This window comes from Janthinobacterium sp. GW458P (assembly GCF_002127585.1).
In the GTDB taxonomy this organism is placed as follows: domain Bacteria; phylum Pseudomonadota; class Gammaproteobacteria; order Burkholderiales; family Burkholderiaceae_D; genus Janthinobacterium.
The window spans coordinates 1-23,386 of sequence record NZ_NEGZ01000071.1; the positions used below are offsets into that span (position 1 = coordinate 1).

At 60.9% G+C, this 23,386-nt stretch carries 16 protein-coding genes and 1 rRNA gene; 13 read left to right on the forward strand and 4 right to left on the reverse strand.

Going from position 1 to position 23,386, the window contains the following annotated elements; translation table 11 throughout:
- Positions 1-67 precede the first annotated feature (67 nt).
- Positions 68-180 (forward strand): 5S ribosomal RNA (gene rrf, locus CBW50_RS25640).
- Between the two features lie 126 nt (positions 181-306).
- Here rrf and CBW50_RS25645 read toward each other — a convergent pair.
- Together CBW50_RS25645 and rtcR are read right to left on the reverse strand one after the other, a co-directional pair.
- On the reverse strand, positions 307-1,095 hold the full coding sequence (locus CBW50_RS25645; RefSeq protein ID WP_253251994.1) for a nucleotidyltransferase domain-containing protein: 789 nt from the start codon (positions 1,093-1,095) through the stop codon (positions 307-309).
- Between the two features lie 6 nt (positions 1,096-1,101).
- On the reverse strand, positions 1,102-2,715 hold the full coding sequence (gene rtcR, locus CBW50_RS25650) for an RNA repair transcriptional activator RtcR (RefSeq protein ID WP_086148135.1): 1,614 nt from the start codon (positions 2,713-2,715) through the stop codon (positions 1,102-1,104).
- A 204-nt stretch (positions 2,716-2,919) separates the two neighbouring features.
- On the opposite strand from rtcR, the gene CBW50_RS25655 reads away from it, so the two are divergent.
- The 5 genes from CBW50_RS25655 (at position 2,920) to CBW50_RS25675 (ending at position 8,503) form a co-directional block, all read left to right on the forward strand.
- On the forward strand, positions 2,920-4,491 hold the full coding sequence (locus CBW50_RS25655) for a TROVE domain-containing protein (protein WP_086148136.1): 1,572 nt from the start codon (positions 2,920-2,922) through the stop codon (positions 4,489-4,491).
- A 269-nt stretch (positions 4,492-4,760) separates the two neighbouring features.
- Positions 4,761-5,996, forward strand: coding sequence for an RtcB family protein (locus CBW50_RS25660; protein WP_086148137.1), 1,236 nt, complete (start codon positions 4,761-4,763; stop codon positions 5,994-5,996).
- Positions 5,997-6,012: 16 nt separating this feature from the next.
- Complete coding sequence (gene rtcA, locus CBW50_RS25665; protein ID WP_086148138.1) at positions 6,013-7,032, forward strand: RNA 3'-terminal phosphate cyclase; 1,020 nt, start codon at positions 6,013-6,015, stop codon at positions 7,030-7,032.
- A 126-nt stretch (positions 7,033-7,158) separates the two neighbouring features.
- A complete protein-coding gene (gene pedF / locus CBW50_RS25670) occupies positions 7,159-7,644 on the forward strand; it encodes a cytochrome c-550 PedF (protein ID WP_076573049.1) in 486 nt (161 codons plus the stop codon).
- A gap of 25 nt (positions 7,645-7,669) precedes the next feature.
- Positions 7,670-8,503 carry an ABC transporter substrate-binding protein gene (locus CBW50_RS25675; protein WP_226936513.1) on the forward strand — a complete coding sequence of 278 codons (834 nt, stop codon included), beginning with the start codon at positions 7,670-7,672 and terminating at the stop codon, positions 8,501-8,503.
- Positions 8,504-8,764: 261 nt separating this feature from the next.
- Here CBW50_RS25675 and CBW50_RS25680 read toward each other — a convergent pair whose 3' ends face one another.
- Positions 8,765-10,903 (reverse strand): TonB-dependent receptor, encoded by a 2,139-nt coding sequence (locus CBW50_RS25680; protein WP_086148147.1) that lies wholly within the window; start codon positions 10,901-10,903, stop codon positions 8,765-8,767.
- Between the two features lie 202 nt (positions 10,904-11,105).
- On the opposite strand from CBW50_RS25680, the gene CBW50_RS25685 reads away from it, so the two are divergent.
- From CBW50_RS25685 to CBW50_RS25715, 7 genes are all read left to right on the forward strand, one after another.
- Positions 11,106-12,062: a beta-propeller fold lactonase family protein gene (locus CBW50_RS25685; RefSeq protein WP_086148140.1), complete on the forward strand. Its 957-nt coding sequence runs from the start codon at positions 11,106-11,108 to the stop codon at positions 12,060-12,062.
- 325 nt (positions 12,063-12,387) lie between these two features.
- On the forward strand, positions 12,388-13,908 hold the full coding sequence (gene adh / locus CBW50_RS25690; RefSeq protein ID WP_086148141.1) for an aldehyde dehydrogenase: 1,521 nt from the start codon (positions 12,388-12,390) through the stop codon (positions 13,906-13,908).
- A 56-nt stretch (positions 13,909-13,964) separates the two neighbouring features.
- Positions 13,965-14,354: a DUF779 domain-containing protein gene (locus CBW50_RS25695; RefSeq protein WP_086148142.1), complete on the forward strand. Its 390-nt coding sequence runs from the start codon at positions 13,965-13,967 to the stop codon at positions 14,352-14,354.
- 49 nt (positions 14,355-14,403) lie between these two features.
- Positions 14,404-16,140 carry a PQQ-dependent methanol/ethanol family dehydrogenase gene (locus CBW50_RS25700; RefSeq protein ID WP_086148148.1) on the forward strand — a complete coding sequence of 579 codons (1,737 nt, stop codon included), beginning with the start codon at positions 14,404-14,406 and terminating at the stop codon, positions 16,138-16,140.
- A gap of 286 nt (positions 16,141-16,426) precedes the next feature.
- Positions 16,427-17,587, forward strand: coding sequence for a porin (locus CBW50_RS25705; protein ID WP_086148143.1), 1,161 nt, complete (start codon positions 16,427-16,429; stop codon positions 17,585-17,587).
- Between the two features lie 48 nt (positions 17,588-17,635).
- Positions 17,636-19,747 carry a 4Fe-4S binding protein gene (locus tag CBW50_RS25710; protein ID WP_086148144.1) on the forward strand — a complete coding sequence of 704 codons (2,112 nt, stop codon included), beginning with the start codon at positions 17,636-17,638 and terminating at the stop codon, positions 19,745-19,747.
- Positions 19,737-20,747 (forward strand): FAD:protein FMN transferase, encoded by a 1,011-nt coding sequence (locus tag CBW50_RS25715; protein ID WP_086148145.1) that lies wholly within the window; start codon positions 19,737-19,739, stop codon positions 20,745-20,747. The genes CBW50_RS25710 and CBW50_RS25715 overlap by 11 nt, the downstream gene beginning before the upstream one ends.
- 1 nt (position 20,748) lies before the next feature.
- On the opposite strand, the gene CBW50_RS25720 is transcribed toward CBW50_RS25715, so the two are convergent.
- A complete protein-coding gene (locus CBW50_RS25720; protein WP_226936515.1) occupies positions 20,749-22,737 on the reverse strand; it encodes a sigma-54-dependent Fis family transcriptional regulator in 1,989 nt (662 codons plus the stop codon).
- Between the last annotated feature and the right edge of the window lie 649 nt (positions 22,738-23,386).

Consider the following 23,386-nt stretch of genomic DNA (forward strand, 5'->3'; position numbering starts at 1 on the left):
ATAATCCGCTTCTTCCAGATTCATGGCCTTGTTGCTCAATAGAGAACAAGCGTCAGTACAAGTTATGCCTGATGACCATAGCAAGTTGGTCCCACCCCTTCCCATCCCGAACAGGACCGTGAAACAACTTTGCGCCGATGATAGTGCTGCAACCAGTGTGAAAGTAGGTTATCGTCAGGCTTCTTATTCGAAAAAACCCCCATCGGTGATCCGGTGGGGGTTTTTTTACGTCCACAGATTGCCGCGCTTGCACGGCGCACGGACGAAAAAAAGGCAGCGCTGCGCGCTGCCTTTGTCATTTTCAGATCAGATTTCTCGTAGTATCCGCTGGAACAGATGATTCAAATCCTGCATCCCGGCGGGTTTTTCTTCTTTCTCCACGCTGAAATTCTCCAGCCTGGCCAATTCCGATTCGATAAATGCATTGAGCTTATCGATGCGTGGGGCTAATTCTTTTTCCAGCGCGAGCTTTTTACGCTCGAGCAGCCTGTGAATTTCTTCCAGCAAGCCCTCTTCCTTGGGTAACAGGTGCAGCAGGGCCGCAAATTCGATGGGCGGCGCGGTGCGATAGGTTTCTATCCAGCGCGTGGCCAGCAAGGGGCGCAATACATAAAAATACTTCTTCAAAGGCACCATCTCCGCCATCAGATGGCCGCGGTAATTGGTCTTGGCCATGCTGCGGTAATGGTAAATACCCTTTTCCAGCGTATAGATGGAATTGAGCAAGGCCTGGATGCCAGTCTTGAAATGGCCATTTTCGATATATTGTATCGGCGACTGTATCCATTCAATCACGGCGGGATTGGAGCGCCMGAATAGCTGGAGCGCCTTGCGCACATCCCAGCCATTGAGGTCGATATCGTCGACGATGGGATATTCGATCACGTCGCGCTTGTCTTCCAGGTCGACGCTCAAGTACCAGTCTTCAGGCCGGGCATAGATGAACCGCACGTCGAAGTCGCTATTGGGCGAGGCAAAGCCCCAGGCGCGGCTACCGGACTCAATGGCCAGCAGTATCCGTACGCCTTCCTTTTCTTCCACGGCCGCCAGGCGGCGCATGATTTCTACTCGTATTTCTTCAGGAATCATTGTCATTATGTATTAGTTGCTTACAGACACTGTATCCCAATCAAGGGCAAAGCGGGCCAGGTATTTCTTGAGCCGGTCCGCATCGTTCGGTCTGGCTTTTGCCGCGCGCGAGACGGCATACAGCGTGCGGCCCGCGTCGGACAGGCTGTTCGACTGCCGGCACACCTTGATGACCGCCTGCAGCTGCAGCGCATCGAACAGATCCAGCCGGGCGGCGGCCGCTTCTCCCATGATCTGCGCCAGTGCCACTTCGTCTCCATCAGGCCGCACGCCATGATGCTGCCACAGGCGGCGCAGGCGTGCCGTTTCCTCATCCACGACCTGGTCCGTGATGCGCCCCGCTTCCGACAGGGTGGCCAGACGCGTGACGGCGGCGGACAAATCGCGGAAATTGCCGTGCCAGGCAGCCGATGGCGCGGCGGCAAAGCGCATGAAGCGCTCGCGCGCCTCCTTGTTGAAGCGCACGCGCTCGCCCGTCTCCGCGCCGTACTGCGCCAGCAGGTAGTCGAGGTTCGGCTCGATGTCTTCCGGCCGCTGCGCCAGGCCCGGCAATGCATAGGTCCACAGATTGATGCGCGCATACAGGTCTTCGCGGAAGCGGCCGGCCGCTACCTCTTTGCCCAGGTCGCGGTTGGTGCCGGCGATCAGCTGGAAGTCGCTTTGCACCTCCGCGTCGGCGCCGACGGGGAAGAAGCGTTTCTCTTCGATGGCTTTCAAGAGCATCGCCTGTTCATCGAGTCCCAGTTCGCCGATTTCATCGAGAAACAGCAATCCCTTGTGCGCGCTGCGCAGCAAGCCTGGCCGGTCCGCACCGGCGCCCGTAAATGCCCCCTTGATATGGCCGAACAGGGTGGACGCGGCGCCGTCGCCATGCAGGGTGGCGCAATTGAGGTCGATGAACTTGCCGTCGATCTGGTGGCGCGACCGTTTCAGCTCATAGATGCGGCGCGCGAGAAAGGACTTGCCGGCGCCGGTCGGCCCCGTCAGCAGCATGGGCGCTTTTGACTTGATGGCGACGCGCTCGATTTCCCCGATCATGGCGTTGAATTTCGCATTGCGCGTGGCGATGCCGGACTTCAGGAACGCTACGGCTTCGGCCTGCTCGCGCGTAAAGCGCTGGGCGATCTGGTCGTAACGCGACAGATCGAGGTCGATCAGCGCGTAACTGCCGGGATTGCCAATGGCCTGGCGTTTCGGCGGCGACGTCTGCACGAGGCGGCCAGGAAAATAGCGCGCTTCCGTCACCAGGAACATGCAGATTTGCGCCACGTGGCTGCCGGTGGTGATGTGGATCCAGTAATCCTCCTGGTCCGGGTCGAAGGGATAGCTGTTGGCGAAATCATAGAGGGCGCCATACACGTTTTCAAAATCCCAGGCATCGCTGATCGGCAGGTCATGCGCGAGCAGCTGCGTTTCCGGCGAGACGCTGGCGATATCCTGCGACACCTGGCGTACCAGGCTGGCAAATTGCTCGCCGGCGTACAGCAGTTCGAAACGGTCGATGATCCTGTCTTCATGCTGGGTCAACGCGACGCTGGGCCGCCACTTTTCCCAGCGGGCCGCGCCCCTGCCGTTGTCGAGCTGTGTGCCGAGAAAACCGATGACGACGGTGCGTTTTGCTTGCATGGATTGGATAGGAGTTTATCTGAAAAGATAATTGTATCTGAATATCCGATGTTGCCCATTTTCGCCTGAAAGCGCACGTTGAAAATATTGATGAATAAAATCAATTACTTACAAGCACTGCTGGGAAATTGCGGAAAGCTGGCACAGCGCTTGCAATAGAAGGGATAACACCGAGATAAACGCATAGAGTAGAAGAGGAAAAAAATGGCCAACGCCCAGTTATTCCACAGCGCGAAACAGAGCGCAACCTTGCCGGCGGCGCTGGCGCACAATGCCGAAGGCGCGCCAGCGTATGCGCTGACGCCACGCCATCAATTGGCACAATACGCGGCCACGGGCTGCCTGAACACGACGTTTTATGCGAGCGCCGACGCGCAGCTGGCAAAGGTGATCGAGCTGTGCCAGGCCGTCGAGCCGGCCTTCATTGCGCAAACGGCCGTGTACTGCCGCGAACGGGGCTATATGAAGGATATGCCGGCCTTGCTGGTGGCCGTGCTGGCGGGGCAGGGCGCCGTGGAATTCGCGCCGGCTTTTCAACGCGTCATCAACAATGGCAAGATGCTGCGCAATTTCGTGCAAATCGTGCGTTCGGGCGTCATCGGCCGCAAATCGCTGGGATCGCGTCCGAAAAAGCTCGTGCAGGCATGGCTGAACGGCGCGTCGGAACAGGCCTTGCTGGCCGCCGCCGTGGGCAATAGCCCATCGCTGGCCGACGTGGTCAAGATGGTGCACCCGAAACCCGGCGATGCCTGGCGGGCCGCGTTTTTCGCCTGGCTGATCGGCAAGCCCTACGATGCCGCCGCACTGCCGCCGACGCTGGCAGCGTTCGAAGCTTACAAGCTTGATCCAGCGCAAGCGATTCCGGCAGTGCCGTTTCAGATGCTGACGGCGCTGCCCTTGAACGCACAGGCGTGGGCGCAGATCGCCCGCCAGGGCGGCTGGCAGATGGTGCGCATGAATTTGAACACCTTCGCCCGCCATGGCGTGTACGACATCGCCGGCATGCCGGAACTGATCGCCGCCAGGCTGTGCGATCCCGCGGCGATCGCCAGCTCGCGCGTGTTTCCGTACCAGCTGATGTCGGCGTACCTGGCCGCCGGCGACAAGGTACCGCGCATCGTGCACGCGGCGCTGGAGCAGGCGCTGGAAATATCGCTGGCGAACGTGCCGCGGATCGCCGGCAAGGTGGTGGTGTGTCCCGACGTTTCCGGCTCGATGGCGTCACCCGTCAGCGGTTTTCGCGGCAGCGCCACCTCGAACGTGCGCTGCATCGACGTGGCGGCGCTGGTGGCGGCGGCCATGCTGCGCAAGAATCCGGACGCGATGGTGCTGCCGTTCGAGCACAGCGTGGTGCAGTGCGCGCTCGGCGCGGATGATAGCGTGATGGAGAACGCGGCCAGGCTGGCGGCCATCGGCGGTGGCGGCACCAATTGCAGCGCGCCCCTGCTGCGCATGAACGGCAGGAAGGAGCTGGCCGACCTGGTGATCTATGTGTCCGATAACGAATCGTGGATCGACGCGAAGCGCAGCGGCGCCACGGCGACCATGGGACAGTGGAATGTCTTCAAGCAGCGCAATCCGCAGGCAAAGCTGGTCTGCATCGATATTGCGCCGCACGCCACCACGCAGGCGATGGAGCGCGGGGATATTTTGAATATCGGCGGTTTTTYCGATGATGTATTCAGGATCATCGCCGCCTTTGCCGCCGGCCAGCTGGACCCAGCCCACTGGGTGGGGGAAATCGCCGCCATCGATATCGCGGCGCGAGGTTGTTGAAGCAAAGCGCATGAATGCGGACAAGGCTACATAAAGATGTCCTGTCCCGGCTGGTCATGCGCCGCAGTGCCCCGAATGCCGACAGGATTACATCGATCAGCCGCGTCAAACCGGCCTGCCAGGTGCAGTCAGCCTGGCAGAAATCCTGTCTCCCTGGTCGGGTTGTCGTACTGATGAATGCCGGTGGAACTACATTTAGAGCCGATGCGTCGGCAATGTTTCACCAATCCTTGTCATCACCCCCTATACAATAGAAGAAGAGCATAGCGATGAAAAACGAAGAATACGAAGTCCTGCATACCGAAGGCAGCCGTCCCGTGAAAATGTGGACGCGTGGCGTGCCTGTCGAAGAAGCGGCAAAAAAACAATTGCGCAACACGGCGACCCTGCCGTTCATCTACAAGCATATCGCCGTCATGCCCGACGTTCACCTCGGTAAAGGATCGACCATCGGCAGCGTGATCCCCACCCTGGGCGCCGTGATTCCGGCAGCCGTGGGCGTCGATATCGGCTGCGGCATGATGGCGGCCAAGACCACGCTGACGGCCAGCGATTTGCCCGATAACCTGGGGCCGCTGCGCAGCGCCATCGAGCGCGCCATTCCGCACGGGATGTCGCCGAAGACGCGGGGCCACCGGGGCCGCGACGAGGGTTCCTGGCATACGCCGCCCTCGGTGGTCGACGCCGCGTGGCTGCAGCTGAAGGATGAATTCGACGCCATCTGCCTGAAAACGCCCAAGCTGAAGAACACGAATAACTATCGTCACCTGGGAACCCTGGGCAGCGGTAACCACTTCGTCGAAGTGTGCCTCGACGAGCAGGGCAGCGTATGGTTCATGCTGCATTCGGGTTCACGCGGCGTGGGCAATGCCATCGGCACGCATTTCATCGAACTGGCCAAGCAGGATATGCGTACCCACTTCATCAACCTGCCCGACCAGGACCTGGCTTACCTGGCCGAAGGCACGCAGCATTACGACGATTACGTGGAAGCGGTGGGCTGGGCGCAGCGTTTCGCGCGCAACAACCGCGAAGTGATGATGCAAAACCTGATCGCGGCCGTGCGCACGGTCATCCACAAGCCGTTCCAGACGCATGTGGAAGCCGTCAACTGCCACCATAACTATGTGCAGAAGGAACACCACTTCGGCAAGGACGTGCTGGTCACGCGCAAGGGCGCCGTCTCGGCCCGCGCCGGGGAGCTGGGCATCATTCCCGGTTCCATGGGCGCGAAGAGTTTTATCGTGCGCGGCAAGGGTAATGCGGACAGTTTCCATAGCTGCAGCCACGGTGCGGGACGCACGATGAGCCGCACGGAAGCGAAGCGGCGCTTCAGCCTGGCCGACCAGATCCGCGCCACCGAGGGCGTGGAATGCCGCAAGGATGAAAACGTGATCGATGAGATTCCGATGGCTTACAAGGATATCGATGCGGTGATGCTGGCGCAGCGCGAACTGGTCGACGTCGTGCATATCCTGAAGCAGGTCGTTTGCGTCAAAGGTTAATAGAAAGAAAGTAGAAATGATAGAAATTGATGGAGCGCAAGGCGAAGGCGGCGGACAGATTTTGCGCTCGGCGCTGAGCCTGTCCATGATCACGGGGCAGCCATTCCGCTTGTCGAATATCCGCGCGGGGCGGGACAAGCCCGGCTTGCTGCGCCAGCATCTGCTGGCCGTGCAGGCGGCGGCCGCCATTTGCGGGGCGCGCACGACGCCGGTGGCGCTGCGCGCATCGAGCCTGGAATTCGTGCCTGGCCCCATACGCGGCGGCGATTACCGATTCGCCATCGGCAGCGCCGGCAGTTGCACCCTGGTGTTGCAAACCCTGTTGCCGGCTTTGCTGCATGCGGATGGTCCGTCCACCGTGCGCATCAGCGGCGGCACGCACAATGCCATGGCGCCGCCCGTGCATTTTTTGCAGCGCGCGTATGGCCGCATCCTGGAACAGATGGGCGCCGACGTCGATATCGCGCAGCAGCGCTACGGCTTTCATCCCGCGGGCGGCGGCGAAGTGATTGCCACGGTGCAACCATGCCAGCGCTTGCTGCCCATCGTATTGTTGCAGCGCGGCGAGCGGAAGGCCGGGTATGCGGAGAGCGTGGTGGCGGGCGTGCATGTGAACGTGGCGCAGCGCGAGCTCGAGCGCGTCGCCCAGGGCATGGGCTGGAGCGGCAAGCAGCTGCGCATCGTCGGCCTGCCGGCGGAGCAGGGGCCGGGCAACGTCTTGCTGCTGACATTGGAGCATGAATATGTCACGGAAGTATTTACCTCGTTCGGCGAAAAGTCCCTGCTGGCCGAATCCGTGGCCAAGCGCCTGCTGAACGAGGTGCGCGCCTATCTCAAGACGGACGCGGCCGTGGGCGAGCACCTGGCCGACCAGCTCCTGCTGCCCATGGCGCTGGCCGGCGGCGGCGCCTTCAGCTGCAGCAAGGTGTCGCAGCATGCGTTGACGAATGCGGACGTGATTTCCCGCTTCTTGCCCGTGCGTATTACTTTCGAGCAGCAGGAGCGGGGCAGTATCTGCACGGTGGCCGCCGCCTGACGTACGCGGTGACACAAATACCTGTTGCAGCTGTTCCAAATTGATACATGGGCGGCCGGATCAGGGGTACGCATGCATGGCATGGCATTTGCTCTTCTTTGGATATTCACTACCAAGGAGACCAGCATGACCTATTCCATCCGCACCCTGCTCGGCGTAGCCGCCGCCGGCGCTGTTGCCCTCACTTCCCTGCTGACCTTGCCGCAAGCCTATGCGCACGGCAATGTCACGCCGCAAGGCGTCGACACCACGGGTTTACCCAAGGTGGGCGACAAATGGCTCGAGCAAAACCCATATCGGGGCAACAAACTGGCCCTGACGGTGGGCACCTCGGCCTACAATCAGAACTGCGCCCGCTGCCACGGCATCGAAGCCATCTCGGGCGGCATCGCGCCGGACTTGCGCCAGCTCGATCGCGACTGTTTCGGTATCAAGAATGAGACAAAGAAACAGGCTTGCTACAAGGAAACGGACAATTATTTCCTGGCGACCATACGTCACGGTAAAGTACGCAATGGCGCCGTGTACATGCCGCCGTTCGAGGGCGTGTTCAACCAGGAAGCCATGTGGGCCATCAAGACCTACCTGGAAACCCGCCGCGAGTCTAATTAGGCCGAACTGATCACGAAGGAGTCCCATGCGTTCATTTCAACTCCGGGGCACGCGCGCGATGCTCTCGCTCGCCTGCCTGGCGCTGTGCGCGGCCGCGCCGGCGCGCGCCGACTGGCAGAAAGTGCAGCAGTCGGGCAGCCTGAAAGTGGCTGTGTATAACGAGTTCGCCCCGTTTTCCGACAAGGGTACGGGCATCGATATCGACATTGCCGAAGCGCTGGCGAAAAAGCTGGGCTTGAAACTGAGCTTGCTGCCCTTTCCCGCCGGCGAAAACCTCAACGACGACTTGCGCAATATGGTGTGGAAGGGACATTACCTCGGCTATGGTCCCGCCGACGTGATGCTGCACGTGCCGGTCGACAAGAAATTGATGGCGGACAACGACAAGGTCGAGATCTTCGCCCCATACTATGTGGAAACCGTGCGCCTGGCCCGCAGCGTGCAAGCCGTGCCGCAATTCGACGGGGTCGCCAGCCTCGCCGGCAAGCGCATCGGCGTCGAAAAAGTGTCGATCGCCGCCATGCTGATGCTGGGCGAGGACAATGGCAAGTACCGCGACGACGTGCGCATCTTCGACACGGCGACCGAAGCCTTGCAGCAATTGCAGGCGGGCAAGCTCGACGCCGTACTGGCGAACCGCTCGGAAATCGAGTCGGTGCTGAAAAGCGACCCCGCCTTCCCCCTGAGCGAAGTGGCGTTCGCCCGCTTGCCGCGTGCCGGCTGGGCCGTGGGCCTGGCCGTCAGCCGCCAGCAGCTCGACGTGGGCAAGCTGCTGCAGGCGGCCATGAACGAGATGGCGGCCAGCGGTGAATTGAAAGCCATCTTTGAGAAGCATGGCGTGAAGGAAGCGCGGCCCTGAAGTAGCCTGCTTTCGTTTAAAAGCCCGCACATCGGAAGAGGCGCGGGCTTTTTCATGAGAACGCCTGAAAAATGTTCAGGGCAAGGCGCATTGCCGCAGGCAGTACGAATAGTACGGCCAGGCAATGCAACGCCGCCATGGACTTTTTCTCAGATCATGAGAACGCCTGAAAAATGTTCAGGGCAAGGCGCATTGCCGCAGGCAGTACGAATAGTACGGCCAGGCAATGCAACGCCGCCATGGACTTTTTCTCAGGTGTTCTTAAAAGGCGTATTGGGCGCTGACGCCTAGCAGCCAGTTACGGCCCGGCGCCGCTTCATAGTAGCGCTTGTTGCTGTCGCCGACGATGACGGAACCCACGTAAGTCTTGTCGAAAAGATTGTTCAGACGGGCAAATTCCTTGAAGCGCCAATGGCCTGCGTTTTGTTTGGCGTTGAAGCGGGCATTGAACACCGTGTAGCCGGGCGCCGGTTTTTCGATGTTGCTATCTTCCGCGTAGACCTGGTTGCTGGCCACGCTTTCCACTGCCGCGCCGAAACGGTCGAGCGTGTCTTTCCACGCCAGCTCCGCGAACAGATTGGCGCTGGGCACGCCCGGCAAGCGGCTGCCTTCGCGTACGCTGCCAAAGGCCTGGTCATACACGGCATGCAGGCTGGTCAGCGCCACTTTCGCCGTGAAACCGTAAGGCAGGGTCGAGTCCAGCGATACCTCCATGCCCTGGCGCAAGGTCTTGCTGGCATTGCGGTAGCTGGTGCGCCCGCCGCTCGATTGATCGACCACCAGTTCGTCGCTGGTCTTGATCTGGAACAAGGCGGCGTTTACATGCGTGTTGTTGTTGAGCTTGGCCTTGATGCCCGCTTCCAGGTTGGTGCTGGTGGCCGGTTTCAGCTGGTAATTGAAACCGCCGCCCGTGCCCGAGTAAAACAGTTCGTTCAAGGTGGGCGCCTCGAAGCCGCGCGCGGCGCTGGCGTACACGTTGACGCTGGGCGTCAGCTTGTACAGCAAGCCCAGCACGGGTGTCGTGTGGCTGTATTCCAGGCTGCCGCTGTCGTCGCCATTGCCGAGGAAGTGATCATTGACCGCCACTTTCATCTTGCTGTAGCGCAAACCTGCGCTCAGCAGCCATGGCCCGCTCTGCCATTCCGTCTGGATATACGGATCGAGACTGGACACCACGTCCTGCTCGCCGCGGCGCAGCTTGCCCTTCACGCCAAATGTGTTGCCGATAAAGTTTTCATAGCCGGTGCGGTCATCGCTGGAGCGGCCGTAATCGATGCCGATGGTGGTGCTCAGCTTGCCGCCAGCCAATTGATTCACGTGCAGCCAGTTGGTGTCGATGCCGTAGAACTCCCGCTGGAAGTCGACCACGCCGCCCGAATGCTTGGGCGGCGCCTGGAATGCCTTATTAAATGCCTGGTACTGGATCACGTCGCGGTTGCCGCCATACACCGTCACATGCAGGCGGTCATCGCCGAATGATTGCTCGTAGGTGGCGCCGATCTGCTGGTGATCGATGCTTTTGCGCGTGTTGTAGCGTTCGGCCAGGGTGCGCTTCGGGTTTTGCGTGTCGCTCGCATCGATTTCGCCGGCGCGCGGGTCGCGCGCAAACGTGGGCCAGGTGACGCCCAGCGGATCTTGCGTGTTGCCCTGATGCAGGCTGTTGGCGACGATGGTCAGCTTGCTGTCCTTCGTCGGCTTGATGGTGATCTTGCCGAACGCCTGTTCGCGTGTGGCGGCGCTGTGGTCGCGGAAACCGTCCGTACGGAAGCGCGAACCGTCGAGCACGTAGCCTATGCCGCCCGCCTGGCCTTGCGCCGTCAAGTCCGCCTTGCTGGTGCCGTAGCTGCCGCCCGTCACGTTCAGTTCGACGGACGGGGGATTTTGCCCATCCTTGGAAAACAGCTGGATCACGCCGCCAGAATGGTTGCCATAGATGGCAGAAAACGGTCCGCGCAGCACTTCGATGCGCTCGGCCGTATCGAGGTTGAAGGTGGCGGCCTGGCCCTGGCCGTCGGGCATGCTGGCGGGAATGCCATCGCTGATCAGTTTGACGCCGCGCACGCCGAAGGCCGAGCGGGCGCCGAAGCCGCGCGACGAGATCTGCAGGTCCTGCGCATAGTTCTGGCGGTTCTGCACCACCAGTCCGGGCACGGCGGCCAGCGCCTCCGACGCATTGACGCGGATTTGCCCGTCCTGGATGCGGGCGCTGTCGACCACGTCGATCGAGGCCGGCACCTCCTGGCTGGGGTGGGCGATGCGGCTGCCGCTGATCACGACCGTATCCATGAGTTGCCCGCCGGCCAGGTCAGCGGGCTCGGCAGCAAAGACGTGGGGGGCGAGGGTGGCGCTGCCGGCAACAAACAGGCTGGCGATGGTGTTCAGGCGGAAACGATGCTGCATGCGGTTCTCCAATGTGAATAAAGCCTGCTTGATCGCGTGCGCGGCGCAGGTCTGCATAGTCTTCTCAAGCAATATGCCTGCCATGTCTCCATTGGTGATGGGAAATTATACGCGCGCCAGTGGCACGGGGTTTGCATGCAGGAATCATCAGAGGCGCTGCCAGCCAGCGCTTTTTCCCTGTTTTGCCATTGAAAAGGTGATTATGCCCAAGTTATTCCGACGTTTGCGCCAGGCTTGCGTATTGCTGCCGGCGCTGGCATGTGCGTATGCCCATGCCGAACCGTTTGCCTATGTGCCCAATGAAAAGTCGGGCACCCTGAGCGTGATCGACACGGCCACCGACCAGGTGGTGCGCCAGATCGCGGCTGGCAAGCGCCCGCGCGGCATCGCCGCCGATCCCACCGGGCGGCAATTGTTTGTCACGGATGCAGCCAGCAGCGCCTTGCTGCTGATCGACAACGCTGCCGGTGCGCCCGTACGCAGCGTAGCGCTGGGCAAGTCGCCCGAAGGCGTCAGCGCCTCGCACGACGGCAATTACGTGGCCGTGGCTGTCGAGGAAAACAATAGCGTGGCCTTGCTCGATGGCCATACGGGCGTCGTGCTCGCCGATATCAAGGTGCAGGGGCGCAACCCGGAACACGCCGTCTTCAGCCCCGATGGGCGCTGGCTGCTGGTCAGCGCGGAAGAGGCCGAGCAAGTCGACGTCATTGATGTGGCGCAACGCCGCCAGGTGGCTTCCATCGCCGTGGGACTGCGTCCGCGCGGCATCGGCTTCAGCCCCGATTCCGGCCGCGCCTACGTGGCGTGCGAGTTGGTCAACGCCGTGTATGTGATCGACATGACGCTGCGCAAGTCCATCGCCACCATTCCTGCAGGCAAGAATGCGAATGGCATCGTGGTCCATCCTGGTGGCAAGCACGTATATGTCTCGAATGGCATCGACGGCACGGTGATGGTGATCGATACGGCCAGCAACGAGGTGACGGCCACCATTCCAGTCGGCAAGCGCCCGTGGAACATGGCCATCACGCCCGACGGCGCCAAGCTGTACGTGGCCAACGGGCGCTCGAACAGCGTCTCCGTCATCGACACGGCCAGCGCGCGCAAGGTGGCCGATGTTGCCGTGGGCGAATTGCCATGGGGCGTGGTGATCCGCTAGGCAAGCCGGAACAGGTGTTCCAGTCTGGTACACCTGTTCCATTGTGCAGCGGCGCAGCAGGGCTGGTTCGGCTTGGAACAGGACGCCGCCGCCCTGTTCAATACGCCAATAAAGCGCCGCCTGCCGTCCGGCCCGGGCGCATGGGTGAAAAGCGCGCCGCTATTGACGCCATGCCCTTGCAACAGCAGTAAAACCCGCTAAGTTTGTAGTGGGACGGCGAGCTGGCACGGCATTTGCGGAAGACTCCGTGTACTCACCCCATCTGTACCAGGACGTTTGATTTTAATTAAGTACTTTTATTCTAATTCACCCGATAGAGGACGACATGAATCTCGCAGACATCAGCAAACTGGGCGTAGCCAATCCCTTCAAACAACGCTATGACAACTACATCGGCGGCAAATTCGTTGCCCCCGTAAAAGGTGAATATTTTCCCAACATTACGCCGATCACGGGCTTGCCGTTTTGCGAAATCGCCCGCTCCACGACGGAAGACGTCGAGCTGGCGCTGGACGCCGCCCATGCCGCCAAGGATGCCTGGGGCAAGACTTCGCCTGCCGAGCGCGCCAATATCCTGAACCGCATCGCCGACCGCATCGAACAGAACCTGAGCCTGATCGCCACGGCGGAAACCATCGACAACGGCAAGCCGATCCGCGAAACGATGAATGCCGACATTCCGCTGGCCATCGACCATTTCCGCTACTTTGCCGGCTGCATCCGCGCGCAGGAAGGTTCCGTCGCGCAAATCGACGCGGAAACCTATGCCTATCACTATCACGAGCCGCTGGGCGTCGTGGGCCAGATCATTCCCTGGAATTTCCCGATCCTGATGGCCGTGTGGAAGCTGGCGCCAGCCCTGGCCGCCGGCAATTGCGTCGTCCTGAAACCGGCCGAGCAAACGCCCGCCTCGATCATGGTGTTGATCGAGCTGATCGGCGACCTGCTGCCGCCTGGCGTGCTGAACATCATCAACGGTTTCGGCCTGGAAGCGGGCAAGCCGCTGGCCTCGAGCAAGCGCATCGCCAAGATCGCCTTCACGGGTGAAACGGGCACGGGCCGTTTGATCATGGGCTATGCCGCGCAAAACCTGATTCCCGTCACCCTGGAGCTGGGCGGCAAGTCGCCGAACATCTTCTTTGCAGACGTGATGGATGCGGACGACGAGTATTTCGACAAATGCCTGGAAGGCTTTGCCATGTTTGCGCTGAATCAAGGCGAGGTGTGCACTTGCCCATCGCGCGTGCTGATCCAGGAATCGATCTACGAGAAATTCATCGAACGGGCCCTGAAGCGCGTGGCCGCCATCAAGCAGGGCAATCCGCTCGACTCGTCCACCATGATAGGCGCGCAGGCATCACAGGAGCAGCTGGAAAAAATCCTGTCCTATCTCGACATCGGCCGCCAGGAAGGCGCCGAAGTGCTGGCCGGCGGCGAGCGCAATACGCAGGCGGGCGACCTGGAAGGCGGCTACTACGTGCGTCCGACCGTGTTCAAGGGCAACAACAAGATGCGCATCTTCCAGGAAGAGATCTTCGGGCCCGTCGTCTCCGTGACCACCTTCAAGGACGAGGCCGACGCGCTGGCGATTGCCAACGACACCCTGTACGGCCTGGGCGCCGGCCTGTGGACGCGTGACGGCTCGCGTGCCTTCCGCATGGGCCGCGCCATCCAGGCGGGCCGCGTGTGGACCAATTGCTACCACCTGTATCCGGCCCACGCCGCGTTCGGCGGCTACAAGCAATCGGGTATCGGCCGCGAAAATCACAAGATGATGCTCGACCACTATCAGCAAACGAAGAACCTGTTGGTGAGCTATAGCCCGAAAGCCCTGGGCTTCTTCTAAACCGGCAACAGGCGCCGCCCCCTGTTCCTCGGGTGCGGCGCACAGAAAGGGATGCCATGAGTGCAGCAATTGCCAGGGTGGTCGCCACCGATGCGGCGCTGGAAATGATGGACAAGTTGCGCCTGCGTCACGGCCCGCTGATGTTTTTCCAGTCAGGCGGTTGCTGCGACGGCAGCGCGCCCATGTGCTATGCGCTGGGCGAGTTCGATGTCAGCGATACCGACATTTATCTCGGCAATTTGAATGGCACACCGTTCTACATGGGACTCGAGCAATTCGAGTACTGGGAGCATACCCAGTTGATTATCGATGTGGTCGATGGCAATGGCGGCATGTTTTCACTCGACAACGGCACGGGCAAGCGCTTCTTGACGCGTTCGCGCCTGTTTACCGATGAAGAGTGCGCCTTGCTGCATGCGCAGCCGCACGACCATGGCAGCACTTGATACATACACATACTAATAACAGAGGGAGATGATTGTGCAGAAAAAAATCATGGGGATCGTCGTCGGTCTGAGTGTCGTTTCGCTGGTCCAGGCGGCCGACGTGGGCAATGTCACCAGTGCCATGCTCGACAGCACGGCCAGGAATCCGGCCAGCGTGCTGTCGTTCGGCATGGGCACGCAGGGCCAGCGCTATTCGCCGTTGACGCAGATCAATGACAAGACCGTGGCCAAGCTGGTGCCGGCCTGGTCGTTCTCGTTTGGCGGCGAAAAACAGCGGGGCCAGGAATCGCAGCCCTTGATTCACAACGGCAAGATGTTCGTCACGGCATCGTATTCGCGCATCTTCGCCATCGACCTGAAAACGGGCGCCAAGCTGTGGAAATATGAGCACCGTTTGCCGGACGGCATCATGCCCTGCTGCGACGTGGTCAACCGCGGCGCGGCCCTGTACGGTAACCTGGTGATCTTCGGCACGCTGGACGCCTATCTCGTGGCGCTGGACCAGAACACGGGCAAGATCGTCTGGAAAGAGAAAGTCGACGATTATGCGGCCGGCTATTCGATGACGGCCGCGCCGCTGATCGCCGAAGGCTTGCTGCTGACGGGCGTGTCGGGCGGTGAGTTCGGCATTGTCGGCCGGGTCGAGGCGCGCAATCCGATGACGGGCGACCTCGTGTGGAGCCGTCCGACCGTGGAAGGCCATATGGGCCACCGCTACGACAAGGATGGCAAGGCCAGCGATAACGGCGTGTCCGGCACGGTAAACAAGACCTGGCCGGGCGACCTGTGGAAAACGGGCGGCGCTTCGACGTGGATGGGCGGCACCTATGATCCGCAGACCAAGCTCGCGTATTTTGGCACCGGCAACCCGGCGCCATGGAACAGCCATCTGCGTCCCGGCGACAATCTGTACTCGTCGTCCACGGTGGCGCTGGACGTGAAGACGGGGCAGATCAAGTGGGCATACCAGAACACGCCGAACGATGCCTGGGATTTCGACGGCGCCAACGAATTCGTCACCTTCGACATGGATGGCAAGCGCTACGGCGGCAAGGCCGACCGCAACGGTTTCTTCTACGTCATCGACGCCAACACGGGCAAGCTGCAGAATGCCTTTCCGTTCGTCAAGAAAATCACCTGGGCCAGCAGCATCGACCTGAAGACGGGCCGGCCGAACTTCATTCCCGCCGGCCGCCCTGGCGACCCGACCAAGGGAGAGGAGGGCAAGAAGGGCACGACCGTGTTTGCCGCACCGGCTTTCCTCGGCGCCAAAAACCAGATGCCGATGGCCTATTCGCCGCAAACCAAGCTGTTCTATGTGCCCGCGAACGAATGGGGCATGGACATCTGGAACGAGCCCATCAGCTACAAGAAGGGCGGCGCCTTCCTCGGCGCCGGTTTCACCATCAAACCCCTGTTTGACGATTACATCGGTGCCATGCGCGCCGTCGATCCGAAGACGGGCAAGATCGTCTGGGAAATCAAGAACAACGCGCCGCTGTGGGGCGGCGTGATGAGCACGGCAGGCAATCTGGTGTTCTACGGCACGCCGGAAGGCTTCCTGAAAGCCGTCGATGCGAAGACGGGCAAGGAACTGTGGAAATTCCAGACGGGCTCCGGCGTCGTGGCGCCACCCGTCACCTGGCAGGATGGCGACACGCAATACGTGGCCGTCGTTTCCGGCTGGGGCGGCGCCGTGCCGCTGTGGGGCGGCGAAGTGGCGAAGAAGGTCAACTTCCTGGAACAGGGTGGTTCCGTGTGGGTCTTCAAGCTGGCATCGAAGTAAGGGGGGAGGCGCCCGGGCCACTCGGATGGGTGTCTCCCTGCCTGCCGGGCGCTTTCTTTTTGCTGACGGCCTTGGCCGTCAGTTTTTTGTTTACCTGTATCTTTGTTGCACATACTTTTGGTCAAAAAATGAACACCGTGCGGGGCAATTGATCCGCTGCTGCACATGTTAACGACGCTTTTTCTCTTTCTCCCTGTGAGTCGTGTTGGGCACGCTTATTGCCAAAGCTTGAGGTACATCAATCACTGATGTGCACACTAAAAACAGAGAAGAAAGAGGAGAAGCAATGAACACATTGATCAAGCTGGGGAGCCTGGGTGTCATGACGATTGCAGCGGTAGGGCAGGCGCAAGCCGTCGATATCAAGGCCGGCGACTGGACCGTGTCGGTGGGCGGCATCGTCAATGCCTATTACACGCAAGTGTCGTGTTCGGGCGACGCGGTGGGCGGGCTGGCGCTGGGCGGCCAGGCGCTCGGTTGCGGCGGAGAGAAGGACCGCACCACCATCGGCAACGGCTTGCTGCCGAATGGCTTGATCACCTCGGCAAGCTCGCGCCTGGGCGAATACGACGTGAAAGCCTTGATCGGCATCTACAACTCGACGGCCACGGACAGCGCCATCAGCCAGAACAGCGTAGTCGACGTGCGTCAGGCTTTCTTTACGTTTGGCAATGCGGAAATGGGCACCTTCAAGCTGGGCCGCGACTACGGCATCTTCGGCGCAAATGCGATCCTGTCCGACATGACCTTGTTGGGCTCGGGCGCGCCCGTGCAGGCCACGCAGCGGGGCCGCGTCACGCTGGGCCATATCGGTGCCGGCTATACCTATCTGGGCAACTATGGCCAGATCATGTACAGCTCGCCGAAGTCCGGCGGCGTTGGCGTCGACGTGGCGCTGGTCAGCCCCGTGTCGGACACGCCCATCGTGGCAGGTTCGACCTATTCTTCGAAGTCCAGCCCGCAAGTGCAGGCGCAGCTGACGTATGCGCAGGAAGGCTTGAAAGCCTGGCTGGGCGTGAAGTCGCAAAAATTCACCTCGAAAACGCCTGGCGTCGATGACCTGACCATGCGCGGCGTGGAAGTGGGCGGCTCCTACCAGATGGGCCCGGCCGGCGTATTGGTCAACTTCCAGGGCGGCAAGGGACTCGGCATCTTGTCCGATGCAGACCAGGGCGATACCAAGTCGAAGAACTGGCTGCTGCAAGGCACGTATAAAACGACGGACAAGCTGAAGCTGGGCTTGTCCTATGGCATCAGCAAGAACGATGACAACACGGCCGGCACGGGCGGCCTGAAGTCGAACGCCAACCTGACCCTCGGTGCGTATTACTCGCTCAACAGCGCGATCACCCTCGTGGGTGAACTGGGCCAGACGCGCTCGAAGGGCTTTGCGGGCGGCGAAGCGAAGATGAATGGCGTGTCCCTGGGCGGCATTATTTTTTTCTAACCAATGAATGCGGCGCCGGAAGCTGCGGCGCCGCATGGAGCGTAGTGCATGCGGATACTGCGGTTGTTCATCGGATGCTGGCTATTCCTGTTTATCCTGGGGCAGGCGTGGGCCGGCGTGCTCACCCGGGCCGAGCTGGCGCGGCGCTTTCCCGCGCCCCTCGTCGTCGGTGAGAAGGACGCCGACCTGCCCGTCTGGCCCCTGTTCAAGCAAAATGCCACGGCCACGGAACTGGTCGGCTACGTGTTTGAGTCGGTGGACCTGGCGCCGATTCCCGGCTTTTCCGGCGTTCCCGTCAATTTATTGATCGCCATCAATCCTCTTGGCAGTTTCCTGGACGTGGCCGTGCTGTCGCAGCATGAACCCGTGTTTCTCGATGGCTTGGGCGAGGCGCCGCTGTTCCAGTTCGTCAAACAGTATCAGGGACTCTCGCTCAAGCAGAACATCGCCATCGGTGCGCGCACCAAGCGGGCGGCCGATGCGACCCACGCCGATATCGATGGCGTGTCGAAGGCCACGGCTTCCGTGCGCATCATCAACCAGAGCGTGCTGGCGTCGGCCTTGAAAGTGTCGCGCAAAAAACTCGGGTTTGCGCAAGGCCGCGATCCGGACCAGATCGCCCGCATCCGCATGGAGGTGTTCAAGCAACTTAGCGTGGCGCAGATGCTTGAGCAAGGCTTGCTCCAGCATGTACGCCTGAACAACAAGGAGGTGGAGACTCTGTTTGCTGGCAGCAATGGCGCCGGACTCGATGCGCAGGCCCAGCGCGAACCGGACGGCGTGTTCATCGACCTGTATCTGGCCTATGTGTCCGTGCCCACGGTGGGACGCAATCTGTTGACGGAGCGCAGCTGGAACAAGCTGCGCAACCGGCTCGACGAGGGCGACCACGCCATCCTCGTCATGTCGCGCGGGCGCTACGGCGTGCTGGGCGACGATTTCGTGCGCGGCACCGTGCCCGAGCGCCTGTTGCTGAAGCAGGACGGCTTGCCCATCGACATGCGCGACCTGGACCTGGAACTGAACCTGTCCGATGCGGGACCGTTGCCGACTGAAAATATCGCCGTCTTTCGCGTCATCAGCCAGGCGGGACTCGATGCGGCCAGTCCGCTGGCGTTCACCATGCCGATCACGCGCAGCAAGGGCATCGTGTATCCGGAGCGCATCGCGCGCAACGTCGATTTCACGTACCGCCTGCCTGCCGATTTTTATAGCGCGCCGCAAGGCGACGATGCCGGCTGGCGCGGCACGTGGAAGGGGCGCAAGGCTGAGCTGTTGATCCTGCTGGCCGGGCTGGCGCTGCTGGCCGGCGCGCTGGCCTGGCAGAAACGCCTGGTGCGCGACGGCCGGCAATTTGCGTGGTTTCGCCGCCTGTTTTTGTTGTTCACCATCGGCTTCATCGGCTATTACGCGCAGGGGCAGTTGTCGATCGTCAATATCACAGGGGTGATCCAGGCGCTGCTGGCGGGGCGCAGCCTGGGCTTCTTCCTGTTCGACCCGATGACGGTGATCCTGTGGGCGTTCGTGCTGCTCAGCCTATTCATATGGGGCCGCGGCACGTTTTGCGGCTGGCTGTGCCCGTTTGGCGCCTTGCAGGAATTCACGGGCAAGCTGGGCCAATGGTTGCGCTTGCCGCAGTGGAAAATCAAGCCGCGCCTGGACGAACGCTTGAAATGGATCAAATATGGCTTGCTGGCGGCCATTCTCGGCAGCAGCATGTTTTCCAGCCAGATCACGGACAAGCTGGTGGAGCTGGAACCGTTCAAGACAGCCATCACCCTGAACTTCGTGCGCGCCTGGCCCTTCGTCGCGTATGCCGTGGGTTTACTACTGCTCAGCAGTATTTCCTATAAATTCTTTTGCCGCTTCCTGTGTCCGTTTGGCGCGGCGCTGGCCCTGCTGGGGCGCTTTCGCCTKTTCAACTGGATTCCCCGCCGCAAGGAATGCGGCACGCCGTGCCAGACCTGCCGCCACCGCTGCGAGCATCATGCCATTGCGCCCAGCGGGAAAGTCGATTACGGCGAGTGTTTTCAATGCATGGATTGCGTGGTGATTTACGCCAGCGATGAAAAATGCGCACCCTTGATGCTGGAAATCAAGCGTGCCCGTACCATCCCGATAGTCCGGGCCATGGCAGAGGAGAGCAGCAATGCAGCGTAGAAGCTTTATTTCGGCGGCGATCGGCAGCGTGGCCGGCATGGCGGCTTTGTCTTTGCCTGGCAGCATGGCGCGCGGCACGGTCACGGCCTCCGGCGTGCGCCCGTATCGCGGCGCAGCGCTGGCGTTTGGCACGACGATCGCCGTCACTGTTTTGCACCACGATCAGCGCCAGGCCGAGCTGGCCATTGAAGACGCCCTGCATGCGGCCGGGAATATCGACCGCCTGATGAGCATTTACAGTCCCGCCAGCCAGGTCTTCCAGCTGAACCGCGATGGTCGCCTGGCCCGGCCGGACGCGCACCTGCTGGCCGTGCTGGCGCAGGCGCAAACCTTGTCGCAATGGAGCGATGGGGCATTTGATATCACCGTGCAACCGTTATGGCGGCTGTTTCGGTCGGCGGCAGACCAGGCGAGCCTGCCTGCGGAAGCATCGCGCCGCGCCGCGCAGGCAAGGGTAGGCTGGCGGCAACTGGCGTGGGATCGCCGTGAAGTGCGTTTTCTGCAGCCCGGCATGGCGCTGACCCTGAATGGCCTGGCGCAGGGCTATGCGGCCGACATGGCGCTGGCGGCCGTGCAGGCGCGCGGCATACGGCACGCGCTGCTCGACACGGGCGAGTTCATTGCACGCGGACAGCGTGCCGTGCGCCGCCCGTGGACCCTGGGCATCCAGGACCCGCGCGACGCGGAAATCCTGGCGGCCACCTTGAAAGTGGAGGGCCGCAGCGTGGCGACGTCCGGCGATTACGAATGCGCGTTCACGCCTGACTTCGCGCATCACCACATCTTCGACCCTGCGAAAGGCGATTCGCCGCGCGAACTGGCCAGCGTGACCGTGCTGGCGCCTACGGGCTTGCTGGCCGATGGCTTGTCGACGACCTTCATGGTGACGGGGGCCGTGCGCGCGCATGCGATGGCTGCGCACATGCAGGGCATCGACCTGATGACCATCGACAAGCAGGGGCGGCGCAAGATGTCGCCCGGCTTTCCCCGTCTACTCTAGGCTATTTCAGATGCGGCACCTTGCGATAGATCGTGTTGCGCGACACGCCCAGAGCCCGGGCCGTGGCCGAGACGTTACCGCCGTGGGCATCGAGCGACTTGAGGATCACGCTTTGCTCCATCTCTTCCAGGTTGGCGCCGGCTGCGATCATGCGGTCCGTGCTGGCGCTGGCGGCAGTCGCTTGCGTCATCTCAATATCGTCGAGGAAATCATCGGGCATGTGGCGCAAACAGATTTCATGCTCGTCGCCAGCCATGACGATGGCCGTGCGCAACAGATTGGTCAGTTGGCGGAAGTTGCCTGGCCACTTATGCTGGTGGAACAGGCGCAGGATGTCGGGCGCCACCGTGTAGCGCGTGTCGGGCGCTTCCGTTGCAAGGATTTTCTTCACCACCGTATCGAGGTCCGTGCGCTCGCGCAGCGGTGGCAGTTTCACCACCAGGCCGTTCAGGCGGTAATACAGGTCTTCGCGGAACAGCCCCTTGGCCATGCGTTCGCGCAAGTTGTGATTCGTGGCGCAAATGAGTTCCACATTCACGGTAATCGATTTGCTGCTGCCCAGCGGGGTGACCATCCGCTCCTGCAGCACGCGCAGCAGCCGCGCCTGCAAGCCGAAGGGCATGTCGCCGATTTCATCGAGGAACAGGGTGCCGCCATTCGCTTGCAAAATCTTTCCTATCGCCCCTTTCTTGCGCGCACCCGTAAACGCCCCGTCTTCATAGCCGAACAGTTCCGATTCGATCAGGGTTTCCGGGATCGAGGCGCAGTTGACGGCAATAAACGGTCCCATGGCCCGTGGCGAATCATTATGGATGGCTTGCGCCAGCAATTCCTTGCCGGTGCCTGTCTCTCCCATGACGAGGATGGGAATATCGCGCCCCAGGACTTTATTGACCTTTTCGATCACCAGTTCCAGTTGCGGATCGCCCGTGCGCAGGTAGCGCAAGCCGGACAGGCGGCGCGCCGTATTGGCCGCATGGCTGGCCGGCGCGGGAACCTGGGCCGGCACGGCGTTGATATCGCTATGGTCGGTGCTGGCAGTAAAGCCGTGCTGGAAGACGCTATTAGACAGGCGCAACTGCGCGCGCCCATACACGCGTACGCCGCTGTGCATGCACAGGTTCAGCAAACCTGGCGAGGCGGTACGGTAATGGTCGTACAGGGCGGAAACGGGCAAGCCGAACAGGGAGCTGAAAGTATGTGATTGCAATGCGGCAAATGACAGGCCCAGTTGGAACAAGCCATTCTTGTTGGCCGATAAGAACCGCCCGCCCGGGGTGAACGAGGCGATACCTTCCATCAAGGTGCCGATGAATTCGGGCCGGGCGTGGAAGTGCACGGTGATGGCATCTTCGAAGGTGGCGGAAAACAGCTGATTTTCGATCATCAGCGCCGACATGCGCACGAGGGCCATCGTATGCTTGTGGAAACTGCGCTGGTCGCTGGAAACGTCCAGTACGCCGATGACATTGCCCCGGTGGTCGGTGATTGGTGCCGCAGAGCAAGTTAGGAAATGATTGGCAGCAAGGTAATGCTGGTCCGCATGAACCAGAGTCGGTACTTTTTCCGTGATGGCCGTGCCGATGGCATTCGTGCCGCGGCTTTGTTCCGACCATGCCACGCCCGGTTGCAGGGCGACGCGGTTGGCTTTCTCCAGGAAATCATCGTCGCCCAGCGAATGCACGATGACGCCGTTGGCATCCGTGAGTATCACCATATTGTGCGTGTTGACGATTTGCTGGTACAGGGTTTCCATCGCCGGCAGCGCATGTGTGTGCAGCATGCGGTTTTGCTCGATCAGCAAGGACAGGTCGGATTTGCCGGCCGGCGTAAAGTCGGGCGTGGCCGTGGGCGACAGGCCAAAGGCGACGGAGCGCTGATGGGACGTTTCGATGATGACGGGGACGTTGTCCTGTCCTGCCGGCAAAGTGTTCGCATCCGCGATGGACGAAAACGGTGCGCTACGGTAAGTAGCTGACGGTTGATACATGATCTCGTTGCCTCCGTTGGGCCCTGTACTGCGGCGCTCTTTTGAATATCGAGAGTGTTCCATAATGTAGCACCTGTCACAGATGGGAGCAAAGCAAAGCGAGCCGGGCTGTCCCCCCGTGTTGCTGCGAGGCCCAGAGTTGCTACCATCAGGGGCAGTGCATGGGGCTGTATAAGCAAGTGCGGTGCCAGGGCCGTTTCACGGGGCGGGAAAATAGCCCTTGCGGGGCGTGCGGGGCAGGGCTATAATTCGCCCCCTCGCTGAACGACGCATGCAAATGCTGAGTGAGGTGGGTAAAAAAGAAGGTTGACGGATTTGGCAAAACGCTTCATACTCTTCCTTCTTCGCAGCTGACAAACACAACGCTTTGTCGATAGCGCGAAAGCAGTAACCGAATACAGTTCTTTAACAATTAACAGTCGATAAGTGTGGACATTTGATGCAAGTGCAGCGCCGATCTTCGGATTGGCGTAATACTTAAAATATCAAATGTTCACGAATAAATAAATGAAATAGGACGCTTCGCAAGAAGTGGCCTGTCAGTTGTTTTTGAGTGAGCAAACACCTCGCAATGCGAGGGGTTTGAACTAGTTAAATAGTTCGACCATGCCGGTAAAACGGCAAAGTAACAGAGATTAAACTGAAGAGT

Bases quoted from the DNA above. Each gene is read 5' to 3' on its own strand.
- CBW50_RS25705 (WP_086148143.1), top strand. From the start codon at position 16,427: ATGAACACATTGATCAAGCTGGGGAGCCTGGGTGTCATGACGATTGCA.
- CBW50_RS25695 (WP_086148142.1), top strand. From the start codon at position 13,965: ATGAGTGCAGCAATTGCCAGGGTGGTCGCCACCGATGCGGCGCTGGAA.
- adh (WP_086148141.1), top strand. From the start codon at position 12,388: ATGAATCTCGCAGACATCAGCAAACTGGGCGTAGCCAATCCCTTCAAA.
- CBW50_RS25660 (WP_086148137.1), top strand. From the start codon at position 4,761: ATGAAAAACGAAGAATACGAAGTCCTGCATACCGAAGGCAGCCGTCCC.
- CBW50_RS25675 (WP_226936513.1), top strand. From the start codon at position 7,670: ATGCGTTCATTTCAACTCCGGGGCACGCGCGCGATGCTCTCGCTCGCC.
- CBW50_RS25680 (WP_086148147.1), bottom strand. From the start codon at position 10,903: ATGCAGCATCGTTTCCGCCTGAACACCATCGCCAGCCTGTTTGTTGCC.
- pedF (WP_076573049.1), top strand. From the start codon at position 7,159: ATGACCTATTCCATCCGCACCCTGCTCGGCGTAGCCGCCGCCGGCGCT.
- CBW50_RS25720 (WP_226936515.1), bottom strand. From the start codon at position 22,737: ATGTATCAACCGTCAGCTACTTACCGTAGCGCACCGTTTTCGTCCATC.
- CBW50_RS25700 (WP_086148148.1), top strand. From the start codon at position 14,404: ATGGGGATCGTCGTCGGTCTGAGTGTCGTTTCGCTGGTCCAGGCGGCC.
- rtcR (WP_086148135.1), bottom strand. From the start codon at position 2,715: ATGCAAGCAAAACGCACCGTCGTCATCGGTTTTCTCGGCACACAGCTC.
- rtcA (WP_086148138.1), top strand. From the start codon at position 6,013: ATGATAGAAATTGATGGAGCGCAAGGCGAAGGCGGCGGACAGATTTTG.
- CBW50_RS25685 (WP_086148140.1), top strand. From the start codon at position 11,106: ATGCCCAAGTTATTCCGACGTTTGCGCCAGGCTTGCGTATTGCTGCCG.
- CBW50_RS25715 (WP_086148145.1), top strand. From the start codon at position 19,737: ATGCAGCGTAGAAGCTTTATTTCGGCGGCGATCGGCAGCGTGGCCGGC.